The organism is Pseudomonas frederiksbergensis (assembly GCF_003732705.1).
Classification (GTDB): Bacteria; Pseudomonadota; Gammaproteobacteria; order Pseudomonadales; family Pseudomonadaceae; genus Aquipseudomonas; species Aquipseudomonas frederiksbergensis_F.
This window is the reverse complement of sequence record NZ_MOBR01000016.1, coordinates 1-19,710: the sequence shown is the minus strand read 5'-3', so window position 1 is coordinate 19,710 and position 19,710 is coordinate 1. Positions and strand designations below refer to the sequence as shown.

Genomic DNA, 19,710 nt, shown 5'->3' with positions numbered 1-19,710 from the left:
CTTCAAGCGTTTATTGAACATGGGAAAGCACCGATGGACAGGGATGAAAAGCGGTATGCAGCCTAGGCATCGGCGTTGGGGATATTTTCTGAAGAGCGTTTGGGGGTTGTCCTACAAAAATAATGGCAACGTGGCACTGGCTCTGTCATTCCTACGGGGACCCGTTACAAAACCCACCGCTCTACCCCGGCCATATCAGGTATCCTGCGACTAAATTGCAACAACATGTTGCAACGGTATCTGCCCGATAAGGAGTCCCGTTTTGGAGTTATCGACTGCTGCCTGGATGGTTCACGACACCCGTTTGATCCTTTGCTGCCTGCTGGCGATTGCCACGATTATCGTGTTGATCAGCGCCACCAAACTCCCGCCCTTTCTGTCGATCCTGATCGGCACGTTCATTGCGGGTGTCGGGGCCGGTTTGCCGCCCGGGGACGTGGCCAAAGCGTTCAGCAAAGGCGCCGGGGCGATTCTGGGTGAGGCGGGGATCATCATTGCGCTGGGTTCGATGCTCGGTGCATTGATGGCTGAATCCGGAGCCGCGGATCGCATCGCTTCGACCTTGCTTGGCCTGGGTAAAGGCAAGTCGTTGCCGTGGGTCATGGCGCTGGTGGCGATGGTGATCGGCCTGCCGCTGTTTTTTGAAGTGGGCCTGGTGATGATGGTGCCGATCATCTTCGTCATGGCGCGCCGTTCGGGTCAGCCGTTGCTCAAGATCGCCATTCCGGCGTTGGCCGGGATGACCACGTTGCACGCCTTGATGCCGCCGCATCCCGGGCCGCTGATTGCGGTCAGCGCGTTGCATGCCGACCTCGGTTTGACGATGTTGCTGGGTTTCAGCGTCGCGATTCCGGCGGTGATTCTGGCCGGTCCGATCTATGGCAACTGGCTGTCGAAACGCATGCACGTCGACGAGCCGGCAGAGCTCGGTGCACTGTTCAGCGCGCCGCCCAAGGCCCCGCGCCAGCCGAGCTTCGGCATGTCGTTGCTGATTATTCTGTTGCCGGTATTGCTGATGCTCGGCAGCACGTTGGCGAAAGTCGCGATGAGCCCCGAAAGCACCGTCGCCCTGACCCTGAAGTTCCTCGGCGAACCGCTGGTGGCGTTGGGCATTGCTGTCATGGCGGCGGTGATCTGCCTCGGCTGGGCCAATGGCATGCCCCGCGAACACGTGGGCGGCACGTTGCGTAAAAGCCTCGCGCCGATTGCGGTGTTACTGCTGACCATCGGTGCCGGTGGCGGCTTGAAGCAAACGCTGCTCGATGCCGGCGTCAGTCAGACCATCAGTAAAGTCGCCGAAGGCGCGCACATGCCGTACTTGCTGCTGGCCTGGCTGATCGCCGTGGCGTTGCGGCAGGCCACCGGCTCGGCCACGGTCGCGACGACGACCACTGCGGGTATTTTGGCGCCGATGATGGCGGGGCTGGCGGCAACGCAAAGCTCATTAGTGGCGCTGGCGATTGGCGCCGGCTCGGTGTTTTTCTGTCACGTGAACGACGCCGGGTTCTGGATGGTGCGCGAGTACTTTGGCTTGCAGCTCAAACAGACGATCTGGGTCTGGTCGATCCTGCAAACCATCGTGTCGGTGGTGGGGTTGGTGGGGACGTTGTTGTGGTGGCATTGGTTGACGTGATGGCCGCCACGCCCCGGAAATAACTACAGACAGGGCGCCACGGACCGGCTCCCGACATGGGGCATGCGCGCCCCGAAATACGCCGCACTGCTCACGCCCGCCGCGCCCATCACCGCACAGAAAATCACGCAGATCCACGGGCTCCAGGGCATCAGACCAATCAGCAATAGCGGTGTGACACTCGCCCAGGCGGCGTAGGCAATGTTGTAAGTGAAAGAAATCCCCGAGACGCGAATCCGCGCCGGAAACAGACTGACCATCACCGACGGCACCGCGCCGACGACCCCACAACTGAGGCCGGCCACCGCGTAGGCCAGGCCGATCCAGTCGCCGCCAATGATCAGGCAGGTGTAGAGCACACCGATGCCCAACGGCAGTAACAGGCTGTAGAGCATGACCGTGCGCCAGGCGCCGATGCGGTCGACCAGCAAACCGGCGAGCACACAACCGATGTTCAGAAACACGATGCCCAAGGCGCTCAGGGCGAAGGTGTGGCTGGCGGTCATGCCGAAGGTTTTCTGCATCATGGTCGGGGTGATGACCACGAACACCACCACGGCTGAAGTCAGCACGCAGGTGAGGATCATCGCCGGCAGCATGGCCAGCCGATGTTCGCGCAGCACCGTGCGCAGCGGCAATTCGCCCGTTTCATCGCGGCGTGCCTGCATGGCCATGAACACCGGGGTCTCACTGAGCCAGCGGCGCAGCCAGACACCGATCACACCAAACACGCCCCCCAGCAGGAACGGGTAGCGCCAGGCGTAATCGAGGATTTCTGCCGGGGTGAAGGCCTGGGCCAGAAAGGTCGCGGTCAACGCGCCGATCAAATAGCCGAATGTCAGCCCGGCCTGGAGGAAACCGAGCGCATAACCGCGATGACCGGCCGGCGCGTGCTCGGCGACGAACACCCAGGCGCTCGGCACTTCACCGCCCACCGCCGCCCCCTGAAGGATGCGCAGGGCCAACAGCAGCAACGGCGCGAAATAGCCGATCTGCGCGTAGGTCGGCATGATCCCGATCAGCAGGCACGGCAGCGCCATCATCAAAATGCTCAGGCTGAAGACTTTCTTTCGCCCCAATTTGTCGGCGAAATGCGCCATCAGGATCCCGCCCAGCGGCCGCGCCAGGTAACCGGTGACGAAGATCCCGAAACTTTGCAGCAAACGCAGCCACTCGGGCATTTCGGGTGGGAAGAACAGTTGGCTGAGGGTCAGGGCGAAAAATACGAAAATAATGAAATCGTAGATTTCCAGCGCGCCGCCGAGCGCCGCAAGGCCCAGGGTCTTGTAGTCCGAACGGGTAAACGGCGCCGGGCGCGTATCGATATTGGCAGTCATGAAATGAACTCTGGCACAGGCAAAAACCAAGGCGCCCATGGTCTACGCAAATGCGGCGACGGACAACCCGTTAGACCAAAGTCCTAAACGCGTAAAACTTCGTCACAAAAAACAGTCGATTGATTTAATGTTGGCACCAGACCAGACGGGCCTTCACGGCCCGGAACATCACAATAATCATAAAAATCCGAGGTACTCCCGTGGCCGCTGATATCGACGATAGCCGCTATGCCCGCTTTGCCCTGCGTTGCTCAAGTTTTGCCGAGCGCTGGTTTCCCGATTCCTGGGTGTTCGCCGCTCTGGCGGTCATCATTGTGGCCCTGGCGACCATGGCCATGGGCGCCAAACCCACCGACGCTGCCATGGCGTTCGGTGACGGGTTCTGGAGTTTGATTCCGTTCACCATGCAGATGGCGTTCGTGGTGATTGGCGGTTATGTGGTCGCCAGTTCGCCGCCCGCCGTGAAGTTGATTGACCGCTTGGCGAGGATCCCGAAAAACGGTCGATCCGCCGTGGCTTGGGTCGCGTTGATTTCGATGGTTGCGTCGTTGCTGAACTGGGGCTTGTCGCTGGTCTTCGGTGGCTTGCTGGTGCGCGCCCTCGCCCGTCGCACCGACCTGAAAATGGATTACCGCGCCGCCGGTGCCGCGGCTTATCTGGGCCTTGGCGCCGTCTGGGCGTTAGGCCTGTCGTCGTCCGCCGCGCAATTGCAGGCCAACCCGGCCAGTTTGCCGCCGTCGATTCTGTCGATCACGGGCGTCATTCCATTCACTCAAACAATCTTTCTCTGGCAGTCCGGCGTGCTGTTGCTGGCGCTGATCGTGGTTTCGCTGATCATCGCTTACGCCACCGCGCCTGGCCCGAATTCCGCCCGTGACGCCAAGGCCTGCGGCATCGACCCGAGTTTCAACCTGCCGCCGCTGCAACCGCGCACCCGTCCCGGCGAGTGGCTGGAACACAGCCCATTGCTGACGATTCTGCTGGTGCTGTTGGCGGCTGGCTGGCTGTTCCATGAGTTCTCGACCAAACCGGCGATCAGCGCAATCTCCGGTTTGAACACCTACAACTTTCTGTTCCTGATGCTCGGCGCCCTGCTGCACTGGCGCCCGCGCAGCTTCCTCGATGCCGTGGCCCGGGCGGTGCCGACCACCACCGGCGTGCTGATCCAGTTCCCGCTGTACGGCTCGATTGCCGCGCTGATGACCACGGTCAAAGGCACTGACGCCCAAACCCTGGCCCACCACATCTCGACCTTTTTCGTGCAAATCGCGTCCCACGACACTTATGCACTATTGATGGGGGTGTACTCGGCGATCCTCGGTTTCTTCATCCCGTCCGGCGGCGGCAAGTGGATCATCGAAGCGCCGTACGTCATGCAAGTGGCCACTGACCTGAACTACCACCTGGGCTGGGCCGTACAAATCTACAACGCCGCCGAAGCCCTGCCGAACCTGATCAACCCGTTCTACATGCTGCCGCTGCTGGGCGTATTGGGATTGAAGGCGCGGGACTTGATCGGGTTCTCGTTTGTGCAGTTGCTGGTGCATACGCCGCTGGTGCTGTTTCTGCTGTGGGCGCTGGGGACGACGCTGGTTTATACGGCGCCGGTGATGCCTTAACAGGAGGACTGCACCTGCTAGGGAGAGTGGGTGCAGTCAGGTTTGATCGGATTCAGATATTTGCCGATCCGGTTCTCGGTTATATCGGGCGAGCCTGTTCAAGCACCTGTTGGCGATACTTCGCAGGAAGATCTTCGGGTGTCAGCAGATCGACTGTTACGCCGAGCAACCCCTCAAGCTCAACCTGAAGACCGCCGAGATCAAAAAGTGTGGCGCCGGGCAGTGCATCGACCAGCAGATCAAGGTCACTTCCCTCTTCATCCGTTCCGAGCAGCGCCGAACCGAAGACACGAGGGTTGGACGTACGGAATCGACCGACGACCTCGCGCACGGCCGCACGTTGTAGATCAAGAGCTGCGGAGGGTTTCATGATTCACCTTTGCCAGGTTCTGTATGGCGCCAGTCTAGCAGTGCCTGAAGATGGTAAACACCACGCACCATTACAGGATGCGTGCTGGGTATCGCAGTGCCAATCAACCGAAACTCTCGTGTAACCTCCCCGTCACATCGCGCTGCTAGCGTCCCGCCGAAACACATTGCAACAATTTCGTGAAAAGGAATCGAAATGGCCGACGAAAAAGACGGAACCGACCTCCCCTCCCCCGAAGCCGATCAACCCACCGATACCAGCCGCCGCCGCTTTCTGGGTGGTGTTGCGGTATTGGGTGTCGGAGCAACCCTGAGTGCTTGCGGCACTAAAAGTGATGACTCTGGCAAACCGGTCGAACGCCCGCTGACGCCCACCGAGCTGGACAAAGCCCTGCACGAAAACGTGAAGAATGTCGTGGTGATCTACGGCGAAAACCGTAGCTTCAACAACCTGTTTGCCGACTTCCCGGGTATCGAAAAGCCGTTGTCGGCGCTTAAGCCGGACGACTACCAGCAACGGGACCGCGACGGCAATGTGTTGTCGAATCTGCCTCCGGTTTGGGGTGGCCTGAACCAGGTCGGCCCGCAAACCCTCGATGGCGTGATCTACCCCGCCGGCACGCAATTTCAGGAACACTTGCCCAACGCGCCCTACGCCCTCAAAGGCCCGCAAGGTGAAGACTTGCCGCTGAGCCTGGTGACCCGCGACCTGTGGCACGTGTTCTACCAGAACCAGATGCAGATCAACGGCGGCAAGAATGACCGTTTTGTGGCCTGGGCCGACTCCGGTGCCTTGACGATGGGGCACTACACCCAGACCCGCTATTCATTGCGACTGTGGGATGTCGCCAAGGAATTCGTGCTCTGCGACAACTTCTTCCAGGGCGCTTTCGGCGGCTCGTACCTGAACCATCAATACCTGATCAGTGCCCAGGTGCCGTTTTACCCGGATGCCGCCAACTCGATCGCCAAGCCCAATATCGCCACGCTGCAAAGCGATGACCCGACTGACAACCGCCTCAAGCCGCTGGACGCCTCGCCCGCCAGCGCCATGACTGGCCCGCCGCAGTTCGGCCCGAGCCTGCTGACACCCGATGGCTACGCGGTGAACACCATGGCGCCGCCGTATTGGCCGACCTGGATCCGCGACCCCGAGCGCCCGGACTACGCCAAGCCTTTGCCTAGCGTCCTGGTGCCGCAAACCCACGAGCACATTGGCGACAAGCTGTCGAAGAAGAACGTCGACTGGGCCTGGTACGGCGGCGCGTGGCAAGCCACGATCGATGAGTACAAGGATTCGGGGGCCATTCCGAAAATCCCGAACTTTCAGTACCACCACCAGCCGTTCAACTACTTCAAGCGCCAAGGTCCGGAAAACCCGGCCGAGCGCGCCAAGCGCCTGCGTGATGGCGGGTTGGGCGATGAGTCGAGCACCAACAAGTTCCTGGCCGATGCCGAAGCCGGCAAGCTGCCGGCGGTGTCGTTCTACAAACCCCAAGGCAATCTGAACATGCACGCCGGTTACGCCGACATCGCGTCGGGCGACCGGCATATCGTCCGCGCGCTGAAAGTGCTGCAGCAAAGTCCGCAATGGAAAAACATGGTGGTGGTCATCACTGTCGACGAGAACGGCGGCTGGTGGGACCACGTTGCGCCACCCAAGGGCGATCGCTGGGGCCCGGGAACACGCATCCCGGCGCTGGTGATTTCGCCGTTTTCGCGCAAGGGCACAGTGGATCACACGGTGTATGACACGGCATCGATCCTGCGCCTGATCACCCGCACCTTTCAGCTGGAAACCCTCGACGGGATCAAATTGCGCGATGACGCGATGATCGCCCGTGGTCAGAAGCCAATGGGGGATTTGACCAATGCCCTGCATTTTTCCGTTTGATTGATTGAAGATCAAAAGTTCGCAGCCTTCGGCAGCTCCTACGGGGGCATGTCATCGGCTGCGATTTTTCGCGTAGGTACTGGACCGTACGACACATCTGGTTTCAGTATGTACCCGCCCCCGCCTACGAGGGCCCACGCTGAAAAGGATCTGAGCATGTTCAAACTCGCAGGACTTACCCTCGCCGCCCTCACCTTGAGTGCCGCCGCCCACGCCGATGTCGATCTCAAGCTGGGCAGCACCGAACGCGTCACCCGACTCTTCGCTTACCCCAACAATTGCAACGTGATCTGCTTTCGCAACTGGACGCTGGAGCAAACCGTCGAGCATTACCTGACCCAGAGCGTGCAGCGCGATGGTTACAGCGCCGCAAAAGTACGGGTCAAAACCGATAACCATCAGCTCTACGCCGAAATCACAGGCGTGCCCAAGGGTTATGACAAACCTCTGGCAGCCTTGCTGGATGCCGGGGATCTGGCCTACAACGGCGCGAAAAAGCTCAACATTGATGGCAAATGGGCTTATAGCTGGTATCTGTTCCTGCCGTTGGGCATGGCCCTGGAAAACCGCAAAAGCGTCGAGCTGCTGCACTTCCCGCCGGATTACTCCCTGACCCAGGCCCAGGACTACCTGGAATCGGCCACCACCGACCGTTGGGCCACGCTGCTGGTCGACAACGGCATTCCGGCGGCGCAGACGCCGGCCTACCAGACCATCATCGACATCGCGCCGATTGCCGCACCGTCCAGCGCCGGCAAGGACCTGGAAGGGGTCTACGACTACTTCAAGGACTACCAGACCACCATGGTCAAGGAAGTCAGCCAGAACGCCAAAGGCGCAGCGTTGCCGATGGTCGCTTTTGGCGCGCCGGTGCGTAACTGGATCAAGGCGCAATACGGCGTGACGGTAGGCGTGCTGGGCCTGGCGACGATCAGCCCGAGCGCCGGGGTGAAGGTGCCGGTGTTGGGTTCCAACCATCCGAGCTACATCTGGTACGCCGCTGATCCGGCCAGCTATACCGGTCCCGATGCACAGGCCAAGGCTGATGCCGCTGGCCTGAGCGTCATGGGCCAGGATTTGAGCGCCGCGTGCTGGCAGGCAGGGATGGGCAGCAAACCGGGCAGCGACCCGGCAGCGCTGCTCAAAAGCTGCACCCAGACCTGGCAAGTGACTCAGAAAGAAAAAACCTGCGAGCTGTTCTACACCTCGATCCGCAACCTGACGCCGGCCGACGCAGCAGCCAAGTGCGCCACGCCACCGGTCAAGTCGCAGCTGCAACAGTTGCAAGCCCCGGCCCCGGCGCCTGCAGTACCTGCACCGCACCTCTGAAACGACAAAGGCCTTTTGCGCGGGGTGCGCAAAAGGCCTTTATTTCAGGGTTTACAACGCCCCGACCGGACGCAAACGATACTGCGGCGGCAGTTGTTCAAAACCGCTGATGGTCGCGTTCAGGCTTTTCCAGCGACCGTCCTTGATGCCGTAGATGCAACCGTGGATCGACAGGCTCTGCCCGCGATGCCAGGCGTTTTGCACAATGCTGGTGTGGCCGACGTTGGCCACTTGCTGGACCACGTTGAGCTCGCAGAGGCGGTCGACCCGCTCTTCTTCGGTGGGCAGCTTGGCCAGTTCTTCGCGCTTTTCATAATAAAGATCACGAATCGAACGCAGCCAGCCATCAATCAGGCCCAACTGACGGTCCTGCATCGAAGCACGCACACCGCCGCAGCCATAATGGCCAGTAACCAGGATGTGTTTGACCTTGAGCACGTCCACCGCGTACTGAATCACCGACAGGCAATTCAAGTCGGTATGCAACACCACGTTGGCCACGTTACGGTGTACGAACAGGTCACCGGGCAGCATGCCCACAATCTCGTTTGCCGGCACCCGCGCATCGGAACAGCCGATCCACAGGTATTCAGGGGTTTGCTGGCGGGCCAGTTTGGCGAAGAAATCAGGATCTTCTTTCGTGATCGCGTCAGCCCAGCGCTCGTTGTTATCAATCAGATCTTGTAATTCGTTCATGCAATGAAGCCTCAAGAATGATGCGCAGTTTTGACAGACGACCACCCGTCGGGGTCACGCGCGCGATGCAAATACCCCTGACGACTCTGACCGGTGCTCCATGCCGGTGGAATTCTCGCACACCCAGTGGGTCCACCTTAGTAAGGCCCACAGTATGAGGAATTGCCATGACTGATTCACGACGTCCGTACGATGCGGTGCAACCGGAGCCCATCGATGACAACGAAGACCGCATGGGCTCGATGCATGAGCTGGATTTCGACGAGGAAGAACCCAGCGCCAAAATCGGTGACGAGCTGCCGGAAAACGAACGCGAACGCCTGATGCCCCGCGAACGTGTGCGCGAAGCCGGCATGACCGGGGCCTCGACCGACGACCATGAGTCTACTGATGATGACATGAGCCCGGAAACCCTGATCCATGAAGATGGCGCGCGGGATGCTCACGAGGCTGGCGAAGGCGACCAGGCAGACTGGGATTTGAGTATTGTCGATGAAGACGATATTGGCGGCGGGAATGGGTTGGATGAGGCGGAGTTGGCGAAGCGGGATCCGATTGACGGGAATCGTTGATCTGTAGCGCCTGAGCGGACGCCTTCGCGGGCAAGCCTCGCTCCTACAGGGTTGGTGGAGTTTTTGTGATGGCCATCCCACTGTAGGAGCAAAGCTTGCTCGCGATAGCGCCCTCAAGATCGCCATCGCGAGCAAGCTTTGCTCCTACAGCGAAGCCTTTGAATCTCAATCAACCAGGGTGCAGGCCATGACAACGGCATCTTCACGCCCGCCCACCGCCGGGTAGTAATCCCGACGCCGACCAATCTCGTTAAACCCATACCGCTCGTACAACTTAAAGGCGCCACGATTGCTGTCGCGCACTTCCAGGAAGCATTCCCGCGCCTTGGCGTCATATGCCCGGGACATCAAGTGCTCCAGCAACGTCAACCCCAGGCCTCGGCCCTGATTTTCCGGTTTGACGGTGATGTTCAGCAGATGCGCTTCATCCAGAATGATCTGCACCACACCGTGGCCGACCTGCTGCGAGCCTTCGAACATCAGCCAGATCTGGTACTTGCCCAGGCCATCGAGAAAAATCCCCCGGGTCCACGGGTGGCTATAGGCCGCGTACTCGATCTTCAGTACAGCGTCCATGTCCGCCTCGGTCATCGGGCGGAACGATACAGCGTCACTCATTCGATTCTTTCCAACGCGCCATCAGCCGACGCATGGCTTGCCAGACATCAGCCTTACGCTGTGGCTCTTCCATTAAAAGTTCCAGGCCCGGCAGGGCCCAGACCGAGCCCAGGCCTTCGACCTGGAGTTCACGGTTGAAGGATTCGGCGTTCGCCTCACCGGCAAACCGCACTGCCGGCAAGCCGATCAGCCACAGGCAGACGCACAGGGCGTCTTCGAGCCGGGCCGAGAGGAAACCCTGTACGAAATCGCGAGCGGCTTCCGGCCCTTGATCCATGGTGCCGCGGACCAGCAGCGGCCAGCGCACCGGTTCGCCGACGATTTGCGGGCTGTCCGGCAGACCGGCGGCGCGCAGCATGTCCTTGAGCAACATGTACGCGGGATCGCGGGTCTGGAAGGTTTCGCCTGTGGGTAACTCCACCAGCAGCAGGCAGCGCCCGGCCCGCAGCAGCTGCAAGGAAAAGCGCGGTGGTGGCACGACGGGCGCTTTGGCCACCACCGGCGCGGCTTCTTCTTCGGCCTTGGCGTTGGTGCGCGTGCTGGCCAGCGATGGCCGTGGGACCTCGATTTTCACCCGTTCGGCCGGTTTGACCACCGGTTCCACGGGCGCCTCAGCCACAATCGCCTGCACCACCGGGGCGACGACCAACGGTTCGGGCGCCTCCAGCAACTCGGGGCGCGAGGGCGCGGCAAAGGGCAATTCGGTGCGCGGCAGCCAGTTGACCACCTGCATGGCGGTCAAATAAGCGCGGCGACGGGACTCGATAAGCAAGGGTCGGCCACTTGTGGATAACTAATAGTGCGGTGATTCTACCGCCCTTCGCTCAAGATCGCCCGCGCTTGATCAATACTCTTACCCACAGAAACAGCGACTGCCCGTCCCGCGAGTGAATCGCAACCGGCGTGATGCAGTACAATCGCTGCTTTTATTCGACAACCAGCCGGCCATCCCGATGATCGAACCCAAGCGCGTCTTGCGCGCCCTCGCTGAACACTGGGCACTTCTGGAGCCACTGTGCGAGCACTTCGACCAAGGCACTTTGAGCCTCAACGAACTGCGTTCACAGTTGGCCGCCCAGCAACTGGACAGTACCCCGCAGGACATCACCAGCCTGCTGGACGTGTGGATCCGCCTCGACATTCTGGTGCCCGTGGCGAAAAGCCCGAACCGTTTCGAGCTCAATGCGCAGATCCACGACTTCCTCGCCTACCTGCGCCGTGAGCACCGTCTGGGCCTGTGCCTGGAAATCGAAGCCTACTTGCGCCACCTCGAACGCCTGGCCGGTTACATCCAGGATGCCTTCGACATTCGCGACGGCCACGACCTGGCGCGCCAGTTGCGCTTGCTCGACATGCGCGTGCGGGACGTATTGAAGAAACTCGCCAACGACGAACAGGCCCTGGTGGCCGTCGCCGAGCGCGCGAAGACCAGCGACCGGCAGATTCCGTTGCGTCAGCGTTACGCTGAAGTGTTGGCGACCTGGGACGAATACGTCGAGCCGATGATTCAGTTGGTGAACGCCGACGGCGCCTTCGAACAAGGTGTGCGCAAGGTCGAAAACGTCCTGCTGCGCATGCTCACCGAACAGCAGCGCCTCGGCCATCTGGTCGATGACGACATGCTGTTGCGCACCCACGCGCGCATCCTCGAAATGCAGACCAGCGCCCAGCTAACCCTGCGTCATGCCCGCGAATTGCTGCTGCCATTGCGTGAAGAAGCCCGCCGCCATAACGCCGTGACCCGTGGTGCGGCGCTGGCCTTATCGGCCATTCGTCGTAAAGGCATCGATGCGGTGCCGCAAGCCGCGATGCCGATGTTCACCCGGCCGCAAAGCACGTTCCTCGGCAGCGCCAGTCAGGTCGAAGCCTACGTTTATGCACTGGCGCGTTTCGAGCCGAAACCGGCGCGTTTTCCCAAGGCCCACAAAACCCAGAAAGGCGAAGCCCCACGCGCGCCGCGCACGGTTCGGGAAATGCTCGAACGCTGCGAAGACGCCCTGCCGATGCCGGACCTGATGACCTGGCTGCTGGAGCAGGAACCGGACGGAGCCACCGACGAATTGCTGTATTGGTTCTCGCGCCTGTCCCGGGAAAAACGCTTCACCCGTGAGCGTCTGGAACGCCGCGACTACCACACTCATGAGCACCAGGTCAGCCTGCGCTCCTTCGCCCTGCTCTCGGCCCGCGACAACGCCGCCGAGGATTCTGCGAGCACCCCAAATGCATCTTGATCTAAACGAACTGTCCCAGCTGGCGCCGATCTTTCGCGAGCTGTTCAAGGGCTACCACGTCAGCCGCCGCGACCCGGAGCTGTACGCGCAACTGTCGAACTTCCAGGACCAGTACCGCACGCTGTTCAAGGCGTTGGGCTATGAATTGGTCTGCGACACCCGTGGTTTCTATTACTTCGTGCCGGACCTCGCTGCTGCTGCGGTGAACAAGACCGCCCAAAGACTGGCGCTGTTCACCTTCATCCTCGTCGAACACCTGGCCGACCAGGGCCGCGACCCGGTCGCCGTGCTCGACGGCGGCAGTCTCGGCCGCGATGAATTGCCGTCACTGCTGGAGAAATACCGCGACCTGTTTATTCAGGCCGAAGTGCAGACCGTCGAAGAACTCGAAGAAAAGATCATGCGCCGCATGACCCAACTCGGTTTTGCCGGCGAAGAAAACGGCATCTACCGTTTCCTGCCGCCGATGCACCGTTTCCTCGATGTCTGTCTCTCGGTTCAGCAGGACCGCGATCTGGCCGCCAGCCTGCACAGCGTCTTGCCGTTGCCGGTGCCGGTATTGATCGATGACGACAGCGACGAAAAACTGCTGCAAACCGACGATCCGCTTGATCTGAGTGACTTCGAGGAAGAAAGCGAAGAAGACGCCATGGCCCGCGCCATTGCCGAAGAACAGGAGACCGACGCATGAGTAAGGAACGCTACGGCATTCGCCGCTTCGCCCTGTTGAACACCGCCGGTTACAGCCTCGGCCTGTTCCCGCTGGAAGAACCGCTATCGGTCTACGGCGCGAACAACCTCGGTAAATCCGCGTCGATTAACGCGTTGCAATTCCCGATTCTGGCGCGCATGTCGGACATGAGTTTCGGCAAGTACAGCCTGGAACAATCCCGGCGCTTCTACTTCGCCTCGGACACCAGTTACATCCTGGTCGAAGTCTCGCTGCCCCACGGTCCGCACGTGATCGGTGTGGTTGGTCGCGGCCCGGGCGGCGGTTTTGGTCACCAGTTCTTTGCCTACGCCGGCAAACTGGATCTGGCTCACTACCAGAAAAACGACACCTGCCTGCGCCAGAAAGAGCTGTTCACCAACCTTGAGCGCGAAGGCCTGAAAGCCTACGAACTCAAGCCCGATGAACTGCGGCGCTTGCTGGTCGGTGGCCACACGTCGATTCCGTTGGACCTGACGCTGATTCCGCTGCGCTCCACCAGCGAACAAAGCCTGAAGACCTTCCGCGCATTGTTCATCAACCTGCTGCACATGCGCGAAATCACCGCGGCCAAGCTCAAGCAGTTGTTCCTCGATGCCTTCGAACACAGCCTGCGTTCCGGCAGTGTCGATTACATTGCTGCGTGCGAAGAAGCGTTCCGCGATGTACGACGCATGGAGCAGGACTACAACTCGCTGGTCACCGCCGGCCCGCTGGTTGAAGCACTGGCTTCCGGGGTTGCCCAGCGCAATATCCTGCGTGGCAAGTTGCACCGCATCTCGCCGCTGCTCGACTCGTTGCTTGGCACCTGGTCGGACTACGCCAGTGCGCGCAAGGAAGAGCTGACGATTCAAGCCGAGCACTACCGCAACGAGCAGGACGCGCTGCAAAACGATCAGCGCGGCGGCACTCAAGAGTTGATGCGCCTGGAGCGGGAAATCACCGGGATCCAGCGCTGGCTCGGCGAATTGTCGGTGCTCAAGCATCGCTTCGCGTTGGTCACTGACGTCAAAGTCCTTGAGCAGCAATTGCTGGCGGCCAAGGATGCCCACGATGAACTCGCCGGTGCGTTGGCCCAGTCCCGGCAGTTCAGCGCCGAAGACCTGGAAGAACGTCTGCGGGATCTGGAAAAACGCCTGAAGTCGGTGAAGCAGCAACTCGATCACGCCGACAACAACAGCTACGCCCGTCTGCGTGAAGAGTTCTCGCAACAGGACGTCGAGCGCCTGATGCGCCTGTTCAACAGCGCGCTGTTCAGCCTGCCACTGGGCGAACACGGGATTACGCTGGACGAGGACGGTCAGTGGGTCAAATCCCTGGAACTGATCCTCGATGGCTTCAAAGGCGAGCGTTTCGAAGTGCCGGGCCTGGCCATCGACATCTCGCACATCGAGCCGCCCGCCCTGCAAGCCCTGGCTGACCGCGCCGCGTTGCGCGATCAGAAAGAGCGCTTGGAGAAAGAGCTCAAACAACTGAAAACCCAGGCTGCCGTGGTCGCCGACCGTGCGGCCAGCAAGACCCAGACCGAAGCGCTGTACCAGCAAGTGCTGGACGCGCAGAAAGCCCTGGAAGATTTCCGTCGCGCGCAAACCCTGAGTGCCGAAGAAGACGACAAGCTTGAGCAACTGGCGCAGATGGAAGCGGCGCAGGAAGAATTGAAGCGTTCCAGTGACGCCTTCACCGAACGCGTCCAGCAACTGTCGGCCAAGCTGCAATTGGTCGGCCGGCAGATCGGCGACATGGAATCCAAGCAACGCACCCTCGACGACGCCCTGCGCCGCCGTCAGCTGTTGCCGGCAGACCTGCCGTTCGGCACGCCATTCATGGACCCGATCGACGATTCCATGGACAACCTGTTGCCGTTACTCAACGACTATCAGGACAGCTGGCAGGGCTTGCAGCGCAGCGATGGTCAGATCGAAGCGCTGTATGCGCAAGTGCGCCTCAAAGGCGTGGCCAAGTTCGACAGCGAAGACGACATGGAGCGCCGTCTGCAATTGCTGATCAACGCTTACGCGCACCGCACCGACGAAGCCCTGACCCTCGGCAAGGCACGGCGTGCCGCCGTAACGGACATCGCCCGGACCCTGCGTAACATCCGCAGCGACTACGACAGCCTCGAGCATCAACTGGCGCTGTTCAACCGCGAGATCAACAAGCGTCAGGTCTCCAACCTGCAGAGTTTCCGCATCGTCCTCGCGCCGAACAAGGAAGCGCTCAAGCACATCGACCAGATCATCCACAGCGCCGGTCAGTACGAAGAAGGCGAGACGCTTTCGGTGTTCGACCTGAGCCAAAGCGCCGATCAGGACAACAAGAACGAAGAAGCCAAGGAGTACCTGGCGCGGCTGGTGGCGGCAAACCACAACCAGCTCGGCCTCAAGGACTTGTTCGAACTGGCGTTCGAGATCACCAAGGTCAACGGTCAACCGGTGATCCACACCGACATCGATGGCGCGGCGTCCAACGGCACCACGATGACCATCAAGGCGCTGACCAACATGTACTTGTTGCTGCACTTGATGGACCGCGACCAGGCCGGTCGCGTGCGCCTGCCGTACTACCTCGACGAAGCGGCGGACATCGACGAGAAGAACCAGGCGGCGCTGCTGGAAACCAGTCTGCAATTGGGCTTCGTGCCGATCCTGGCGAGTGTGAAGCCGCAGGTTTGCGCCAGTGTGGCGATTGACCTGGAAGGTGGCAGCGGACCGAACGGGATCTACATCGATGAGGCGGACTGGAAGTACATCCGTCGGCATGATGAGGTGAAGGCGACGGTGAACGTTGAGGCGGATGAGCCGGAGTTGGATGCGGTTTAGGTTGAACCGTTAGATATGAAAAAGGCCGCGATCCATTGGATTGCGGCCTTTTTTATTGAAAGCTTTTCGGTGACTTAAGGGCCCCATCGCGAGCAAGCTCGCTCCCACAGGTTTTATGTTCGACACAAATCCACTGTGGGAGCGAGCTCGCTCGCGATGGCGGCAGTACAGCCGCCAATAAACTACTTACCGAGCGAAATCTTCGGCGCCCAGGTCAGCCACTCATCTTCAAACTTGTCGAACAACGGGAACGTCTGCTCTGGCCGGGCCGGAGTGCCCATACGCTCACCGTCCGGCGTGGCAAAAGCGATGCCGCCCTGGATCAATGTCTCCAGCGACTCAGTCCGCACCGTGGCACCTTTGAACAAACCGAAGTCCAGGCCAAAACCGCTGGTGTTCCAGAACCGCGTACCGCTGCGCACCAATGGTGCGTATTTCGGCTCGATCAGGATATGCACCAACACGCGATCCGCCGTCGAACCCAACTCATACCCTGTCACCTTGCCGACGGTGATTTCGCGATAGGTCACCGGCACACCGGTTTTCAGCGAACCACGGCGAGCGGCGCTCAATACCAGGCTCAACCCGGCTTCAACCTTGGCGGACTCCGGTGGATTGGCCAACGCTACGAAGTTCTTTTGCGGGCCGAGGCTTTTCGCAGCCGGTTGCACTTCGATGTACTGACCGGTGACCAGGGTTTCGAGGTTCGACGTCTTGATCAGTCCCAGCTCTGGCTTGACCACCCAGAATTGGCTGCCTACCCGAGCGATGCGTTCCGGCACCTCGGTGATCCGCGCGGTCAGCATCACCGACTGCAAATCATCCGTGAGGTCGACGTCCTCGATCTTGCCGACATCCAGTCCTTTGAACCGGATTGGCGTGCCGGTGCGCAAACCGTCCGCACGATCGACTTTGATGGTGACCACCGCACCTTTCTGGTTCGCATCGTCATGGCTCGGGAACAGACGGAAACGCGGGATTTTCTTCTGCAACGGTGCCTTGGCTTCCGGTGTTTCGAAGGCGATACCTCCGGCCATCAGGCTTTGCAGCGATTCACTCTTGACCTGGATGCCGCCGGTCAAACCACCACTGAGCGTGATGCCGCTGGCGTTCCAGAACCGCGACGAGGCGTTGACCAAGCCCTCGTATTCCTTCTCGATGTGAACGCCGATCACCAATTGTTTCTTGGTCTTGGAGAACTGATAGCTCTGGACCGAGCCGACCTTGACCTGTTTATAGAGCACCGGGCTACCGACTTCCAGGGAACCCAGATTCTCAGTGAACAGCACCATGTGCAGGCCCGGTGAGCGCAGGTCCAGCGGCGGCGCCTTGGCCCTCGCCACGAATTCGCGCTGCGGCGCACTGCCCTTGTCGCCGGGACGAATAGCGATGTAGTTACCTTTGACCAGGGCCTCCAGACCGGTGATACCCGCCAGGGAAATCGACGGTTTAACCACCCAGAACTGAGTACCGGTGACCAGGTAATCCTCGGCCAGTGGATCAAGCGTCAATTCGGCGGTGGCGGCAGACAGATCGGGATCGATCTTCAGCGCCTTCAGGTTGCCGACCTGGATGCCTTTGTACATCACAGGCGTACGGCCCGCCTGCAAGCCTTCAAAGTCGCTGAGTTTGACCTTCACACGGATACCGGCGGCGGCGGCGTCGAAGTCTTCGTAGAGACGGAACGGCAGGCTTGGGTCGGTGGGCGGGCTGTCCTTGCGGTTTTCCGGCGTGGCGAACGCGATACCGCCGGCGACGATGCTGGCCAGGGATTCGCTGCGGATTTTCACACCGGACAGATTGGCGTCGATGCTGATGCCGCTGGAGTTCCAGAAGCGCGTGTGTTTGCGTACCAGGTTGGCGTAGGTGGGCTCGATGAAGACTTTGAGCTCGACCGTACTTTGGTCTTCGGACAGCAGATAGCTTTTGACCTGACCGACCTTGATTTGCTTGTAGAACACCGGGCTGCCACGGTTCAGCGAACCGAGACGATCAGCCTTGATGGTCAAGTGCAGACCGGGCTTGGAGTCCGACAGTGGCGGCTCTTCGGCCAGGGCCTTGAACTTGCGGGTCGGCTCGCCTTCACCGGGGCTGACGGCAACATAATTACCCGATACCAACGTTTCCAAACCGGTGATACCGGCCAGGCTCACGCTTGGTTTGACCAGCCAGAAACGGGTGCTGGTCTTGAGGTATTGCTCCACGTCCTTGTTCATCTCGATGGTGGCGATCACCCCTTTGGAGCTGCCTTCATCATCAAGCTTGAGGGTCTTCACCTTCCCCACCGACATGCCTTTGTAGACCACTTCGGTCTTGTTGGCTTGAATGCCTTCGCCGCTTTCAAAGCGCACCTGAATCTCGATGCCGGTTTCGTTATAGGCACGCCAGCCGAGCCAGCCACCGATGATCAGGGCGATCAGCGGCAGTACCCAGATAGCTGACCAGTTCGAGGCCGGTCGGGTTTTCGCTGTAGGCAAATCAGTCATGGTCGTCGTCCGACTCCGTGTTATCCCAAATCAGTCGGGGATCGAAAGTAACTGCGGCAAGCATCGTCAGAATCACCACACTGGCGAAGGCGATGGCGCCAAGATTGGCTTCGACGCTGGCAAGCCGTCCGAAATTAACAACCGCCACCAGGATGGCGATCACAAAGATATCCAGCATCGACCAACGGCCAATGAACTCGATAAACCGGTACATCACAATCCGTTGGCGTGCCGACAGTGGCTGGCGACGTTGCACCGAAAACAGCAGCAAGGCGATGCCGACGAGCTTGAACGTTGGTACCAAAATACTGGCGATAAAAACCACGGCCGCGATGGGAATCATGCCGTGCTGCACCAGTTGGATCACGCCGGACATGATGGTGCTGGGGTCGCCCTTGCCCAAGGAACTGACAGTCATGATCGGCAGCACATTGGCCGGGATGTAGAGAATCGCGGCGGTGACCAGCAACGCCCAGGTACGCATCAAGCTGTTCGGTCGACGGGCGTGAACCAGCGCACCGCAACGGGTGCACACCTGCTCATCGGTGTCGGCTTCCTGCTTGTTCAACTCGTGGCATTCGATACAAATCAGAATGCCTGCATCAATCGCCCGCATGGGCATCTTCTCCTGACAAAGCCTGCCAGATCTGGTGAGGCGACATCACAACCTCTAACCACACCTGGACCAACAACAAACTGATGAAACATGCCAGGCCAAGACTTACGGTGATGGCTGCCATATCTGCCAGCTTGACGATCGCGACCAGCACGCCCATGAGGTAAACCTCGAGCATTCCCCAATCCCGCAGGTGGTGATAAATGCGGTAAAGCAACAAACCGTAACTGCGCCCGATATCGAAACGAATGCTCAGGAGCACCAGCAACTGACAGAGCAATTTGAGCAGCGGAATGCCCATGCTGCACAGGAACACAACGACCGCTACGCCTTGCATACCGGTATTGAACAGGCCGACAACGCCGGTCCAGACAGTATCTTGCGATGATTGCCCGAGTAGATTGAGCTGCATGATGGGTAAAAAGTTCGCCGGGACATACAACAACAGTGCCGCGATGACCAAGGCGAGGCTGCGCTGAACCACATTGTGCCGGTGGGCATAGAGTTCGTAGCCGCAGCGTGGGCACAGGGCCTTCTCGCCACGGGCGAGTTCGGGCTTGCGCATCAGCAGGTCGCACTCATGACACGCCACCAAATCGTCCAGCGGTAAATCTGACAGCCCTGGGGCGTCAACCGAATCTGGCATAAAAGGCTCTTGCTCCGAAAAAGGTGGACCTATTCTAGTGTTCTGAATCGAAAATAACTGTGCAAATTTGTGCCGCTGTCTGGGCGCACTTTCCTGCGGGCAAAACAAAACCCCTACCTGCATACGCAGATAGGGG

General features: G+C 60.1%; 16 protein-coding genes. 8 read left to right on the top strand and 8 right to left on the bottom strand.

Annotated elements, in window-relative coordinates; translation table 11 throughout:
- Positions 1–262 precede the first annotated feature (262 nt).
- Positions 263–1,633, top strand: coding sequence for a GntT/GntP/DsdX family permease (locus tag BK667_RS17640; protein WP_123598417.1), 1,371 nt, complete (start codon positions 263–265; stop codon positions 1,631–1,633).
- A gap of 23 nt (positions 1,634–1,656) precedes the next feature.
- Here the strand turns inward: BK667_RS17640 and BK667_RS17635 are convergent, their stop codons facing one another.
- On the bottom strand, positions 1,657–2,970 hold the full coding sequence (locus BK667_RS17635; protein ID WP_123598416.1) for an MFS transporter: 1,314 nt from the start codon (positions 2,968–2,970) through the stop codon (positions 1,657–1,659).
- Positions 2,971–3,170: 200 nt separating this feature from the next.
- Between BK667_RS17635 and BK667_RS17630 the strand changes: the two genes are divergently transcribed.
- Positions 3,171–4,589, top strand: a complete 1,419-nt coding sequence (locus tag BK667_RS17630; RefSeq protein WP_123410079.1) for a short-chain fatty acid transporter — start codon at positions 3,171–3,173, stop codon at positions 4,587–4,589.
- Between the two features lie 79 nt (positions 4,590–4,668).
- On the opposite strand, the gene BK667_RS17625 is transcribed toward BK667_RS17630, so the two are convergent.
- On the bottom strand, positions 4,669–4,959 hold the full coding sequence (locus BK667_RS17625) for a nucleotidyltransferase family protein (RefSeq protein WP_123514491.1): 291 nt from the start codon (positions 4,957–4,959) through the stop codon (positions 4,669–4,671).
- A gap of 195 nt (positions 4,960–5,154) precedes the next feature.
- Between BK667_RS17625 and BK667_RS17620 the strand changes: the two genes are divergently transcribed.
- Both BK667_RS17620 and BK667_RS17615 read left to right on the top strand, forming a co-directional pair.
- Positions 5,155–6,852, top strand: a complete 1,698-nt coding sequence (locus tag BK667_RS17620) for an acid phosphatase (protein WP_123598415.1) — start codon at positions 5,155–5,157, stop codon at positions 6,850–6,852.
- A gap of 156 nt (positions 6,853–7,008) precedes the next feature.
- Entirely contained in the window at positions 7,009–8,181 is a 1,173-nt protein-coding gene (locus BK667_RS17615; protein ID WP_123598414.1) for a hypothetical protein, read from the top strand.
- Between the two features lie 51 nt (positions 8,182–8,232).
- On the opposite strand, the gene can is transcribed toward BK667_RS17615, so the two are convergent.
- Positions 8,233–8,877 (bottom strand): carbonate dehydratase, encoded by a 645-nt coding sequence (gene can, locus BK667_RS17610; RefSeq protein ID WP_123514497.1) that lies wholly within the window; start codon positions 8,875–8,877, stop codon positions 8,233–8,235.
- Between the two features lie 167 nt (positions 8,878–9,044).
- Here can and BK667_RS17605 point away from each other — a divergent pair, with 167 nt between their 5' ends.
- Positions 9,045–9,449, top strand: a complete 405-nt coding sequence (locus tag BK667_RS17605) for a serine kinase/phosphatase (RefSeq protein WP_123598413.1) — start codon at positions 9,045–9,047, stop codon at positions 9,447–9,449.
- Positions 9,450–9,614: 165 nt separating this feature from the next.
- Here BK667_RS17605 and rimI read toward each other — a convergent pair whose 3' ends face one another.
- Positions 9,615–10,067 (bottom strand): ribosomal protein S18-alanine N-acetyltransferase, encoded by a 453-nt coding sequence (gene rimI, locus BK667_RS17600; RefSeq protein ID WP_123410073.1) that lies wholly within the window; start codon positions 10,065–10,067, stop codon positions 9,615–9,617.
- Complete coding sequence (locus BK667_RS17595) at positions 10,060–10,800, bottom strand: energy transducer TonB (RefSeq protein ID WP_123598412.1); 741 nt, start codon at positions 10,798–10,800, stop codon at positions 10,060–10,062. The genes rimI and BK667_RS17595 overlap by 8 nt, the downstream gene beginning before the upstream one ends.
- Positions 10,801–11,020: 220 nt before the next feature.
- On the opposite strand from BK667_RS17595, the gene mksB reads away from it, so the two are divergent.
- The 3 genes from mksB to mksF are packed head-to-tail and all read left to right on the top strand — an operon-like array spanning position 11,021 to position 15,826.
- The gene (gene mksB / locus BK667_RS17590; RefSeq protein ID WP_185058238.1) at positions 11,021–12,298 is read left to right on the top strand and encodes an Mks condensin complex protein MksB; all 1,278 of its coding nucleotides are present in this window, start codon (positions 11,021–11,023) and stop codon (positions 12,296–12,298) included.
- The gene (mksE, locus tag BK667_RS17585) at positions 12,288–12,989 is read left to right on the top strand and encodes an Mks condensin complex protein MksE (protein ID WP_123598410.1); all 702 of its coding nucleotides are present in this window, start codon (positions 12,288–12,290) and stop codon (positions 12,987–12,989) included. Before mksB ends, mksE begins: the two co-directional genes overlap by 11 nt.
- Positions 12,986–15,826, top strand: coding sequence for an Mks condensin complex protein MksF (mksF, locus tag BK667_RS17580; protein ID WP_123514505.1), 2,841 nt, complete (start codon positions 12,986–12,988; stop codon positions 15,824–15,826). Before mksE ends, mksF begins: the two co-directional genes overlap by 4 nt.
- A gap of 182 nt (positions 15,827–16,008) precedes the next feature.
- On the opposite strand, the gene BK667_RS17575 is transcribed toward mksF, so the two are convergent.
- Genes BK667_RS17575 through BK667_RS17565 form a run of 3 tightly spaced genes read right to left on the bottom strand, consistent with a single transcriptional unit; the run spans position 16,009 to position 19,574 of the window.
- The gene (locus BK667_RS17575; protein WP_123598409.1) at positions 16,009–18,312 is read right to left on the bottom strand and encodes a PqiB family protein; all 2,304 of its coding nucleotides are present in this window, start codon (positions 18,310–18,312) and stop codon (positions 16,009–16,011) included.
- Positions 18,305–18,928, bottom strand: a complete 624-nt coding sequence (locus tag BK667_RS17570) for a paraquat-inducible protein A (RefSeq protein WP_123514509.1) — start codon at positions 18,926–18,928, stop codon at positions 18,305–18,307. The genes BK667_RS17575 and BK667_RS17570 overlap by 8 nt, the downstream gene beginning before the upstream one ends.
- Complete coding sequence (locus tag BK667_RS17565) at positions 18,915–19,574, bottom strand: paraquat-inducible protein A (RefSeq protein WP_123598408.1); 660 nt, start codon at positions 19,572–19,574, stop codon at positions 18,915–18,917. Before BK667_RS17565 ends, BK667_RS17570 begins: the two co-directional genes overlap by 14 nt.
- Between the last annotated feature and the right edge of the window lie 136 nt (positions 19,575–19,710).

Excerpts from the sequence above, each read along its gene's own strand:
- BK667_RS17635 (WP_123598416.1), bottom strand. The coding sequence starts at position 2,970 with ATGACTGCCAATATCGATACGCGCCCGGCGCCGTTTACCCGTTCGGAC.
- BK667_RS17625 (WP_123514491.1), bottom strand. The coding sequence starts at position 4,959 with ATGAAACCCTCCGCAGCTCTTGATCTACAACGTGCGGCCGTGCGCGAG.
- BK667_RS17620 (WP_123598415.1), top strand. The coding sequence starts at position 5,155 with ATGGCCGACGAAAAAGACGGAACCGACCTCCCCTCCCCCGAAGCCGAT.
- BK667_RS17615 (WP_123598414.1), top strand. The coding sequence starts at position 7,009 with ATGTTCAAACTCGCAGGACTTACCCTCGCCGCCCTCACCTTGAGTGCC.
- can (WP_123514497.1), bottom strand. The coding sequence starts at position 8,877 with ATGAACGAATTACAAGATCTGATTGATAACAACGAGCGCTGGGCTGAC.
- BK667_RS17605 (WP_123598413.1), top strand. The coding sequence starts at position 9,045 with ATGACTGATTCACGACGTCCGTACGATGCGGTGCAACCGGAGCCCATC.
- rimI (WP_123410073.1), bottom strand. The coding sequence starts at position 10,067 with ATGAGTGACGCTGTATCGTTCCGCCCGATGACCGAGGCGGACATGGAC.
- BK667_RS17595 (WP_123598412.1), bottom strand. The coding sequence starts at position 10,800 with ATGCAGGTGGTCAACTGGCTGCCGCGCACCGAATTGCCCTTTGCCGCG.
- mksB (WP_185058238.1), top strand. The coding sequence starts at position 11,021 with ATGATCGAACCCAAGCGCGTCTTGCGCGCCCTCGCTGAACACTGGGCA.
- mksE (WP_123598410.1), top strand. The coding sequence starts at position 12,288 with ATGCATCTTGATCTAAACGAACTGTCCCAGCTGGCGCCGATCTTTCGC.
- mksF (WP_123514505.1), top strand. The coding sequence starts at position 12,986 with ATGAGTAAGGAACGCTACGGCATTCGCCGCTTCGCCCTGTTGAACACC.
- BK667_RS17575 (WP_123598409.1), bottom strand. The coding sequence starts at position 18,312 with ATGACTGATTTGCCTACAGCGAAAACCCGACCGGCCTCGAACTGGTCA.
- BK667_RS17570 (WP_123514509.1), bottom strand. The coding sequence starts at position 18,928 with ATGCGGGCGATTGATGCAGGCATTCTGATTTGTATCGAATGCCACGAG.
- BK667_RS17565 (WP_123598408.1), bottom strand. The coding sequence starts at position 19,574 with ATGCCAGATTCGGTTGACGCCCCAGGGCTGTCAGATTTACCGCTGGAC.